Genomic DNA, 1,575 nt, shown 5'->3' on the forward strand with positions numbered 1-1,575 from the left:
GGTGCGTGCTCCGGCGGCCAGGGCCAGGTCGAGCTCGCCGCCGGAGGCGACCTCGAGGCTGTTCCTGCGCGCGCTGCCGTTCCTGCGGGCGGGCGGCGAGGAGCGGGGCGCGGCGCTGGCGGCCGGGCCGCTCGGCCAGTTCGCGATGCTGCGCGGCGACCGCGAGCGGGCCAACACGTTCCTGACCGAGGCCAAGGACCACGGCGAGGACTGGCAGGCCAGCCTCTACCACTGCCGGATCGCCCGGCAGCGGATCGCCGACGGCGACTACGCCGCCGCCCGCGCGCAGCTGCGGCTGGCCCTCGAGGTGTCCCGCGCCGTGCAGGACCAGTTCACCGCGCTCGTCACCCAGTACACGTGGGCGGTCTGCGCCGTCGCCGAGAACGACCCGGCCGACGCGCGCGGGCATCTCGTCGAGGGACTGGCGATGGCCGCGCCGGCCGGCGACGAGGCCGCGGTCGCGCAGTTCCTCTCCGCGGTGGCCGACCTCGACAGCAGGCACGGCGACCTGGAGCGGGCGGTACGGCTGGAGGCGGCCGCGCAGGCACTGCGTACCCCGTCCAACGAGATGTGGATGCGGGCGTTCGTGGCACCCTGGCCGGCGACCGGGCCGGGCCGGGCCGCGGTGCGCGCCCAGCTCGGCCCCGACGGCTTCGACGGGGCCTGGCGCGACGGCGAGCAGCTCGGGGTGGACCGCGCGGTGGCCGAAGCGACGGCGGGCCGATGACACCGACGATCCTGACGCCGGACCAGCGCCTGCGGGTGTTCGTCAGCTCCACGCTCGGCGAGCTGGCGACCGAGCGGGCGGCCGTCCGGGACGCCGTGCGCGACCTGCGGCTCGTGCCGGTGATGTTCGAGCAGGGCGCGCGCCCGCACCCGCCCCGCGAGGTCTACCGCGCCTACGTCGAACAGAGCCAGATCTTCATCGGCGTGTACGGCGAGAGCTACGGCTGGATCGCCCCCGAGGAGGACATCTCCGGCCTCGCGGACGAGCTGGGCATCGCCGCGCACCTCCCCCGGCTCGTCTACGTGAAGGAACCGGCGCCCGGCCGCGACCCGCGGCTGACCGCCCTGCTGGCCGCCGTCGAACGGGACGGGCGGGTGAGCTACCGCCGGTTCGGCGACACCGCGGAGCTGCACGACCTGGTCGAGCGGGACCTGGCCCTGCTGCTCTCGGAACGCTTCGAGACGGCCACGGCCACGGCGGCGACCGAGGTGCCGACCGGCAACGGCCTACCGGTCTCGCGGACCCCGCTGGTCGGCCGCGCGGACGAGATGGCCGCGCTGGCCACGCTGGTGACCGACGACGACGTGCCACTGGTCACGCTGATCGGCCCCGGCGGGATCGGGAAGACCCGGCTCGCCACCGCCGTCGCGGAACAGGTCGCCGGCGCGTTCCCGGACGGCGTGCGCTATCTCGACCTGTCCACGGTGGCCTCGGTCGACCTGGTCGGCGAGGCGGTGGCCCGCGGCCTCGGGGGCGGGCCTCCGTGCCGCCGTCGAAGTAGCGGCCCGTCAACCCGGCCAGGGCCGGATCGTCGACCAGGCGGCGGGTGGCGGCCACACCCTGCTCGA

The 1,575-nt window shown here is 76.0% G+C and carries 2 protein-coding genes; both read left to right on the forward strand.

Annotated elements, in window-relative coordinates:
* Positions 1 to 727 (forward strand): hypothetical protein (locus AB0H87_RS41655; protein WP_360159351.1); only part of this gene is annotated, 727 nt, incomplete at its 5' end.
* Positions 724 to 1,575, forward strand: an 852-nt coding sequence (locus tag AB0H87_RS41660) for a DUF4062 domain-containing protein (RefSeq protein ID WP_360159354.1), incomplete at its 3' end; no start/stop codon positions are given. The genes AB0H87_RS41655 and AB0H87_RS41660, both read left to right, overlap by 4 nt.

This window comes from Asanoa sp. NPDC050611, assembly GCF_040654855.1.
Classification (GTDB): Bacteria; Actinomycetota; Actinomycetes; order Mycobacteriales; family Micromonosporaceae; genus Asanoa.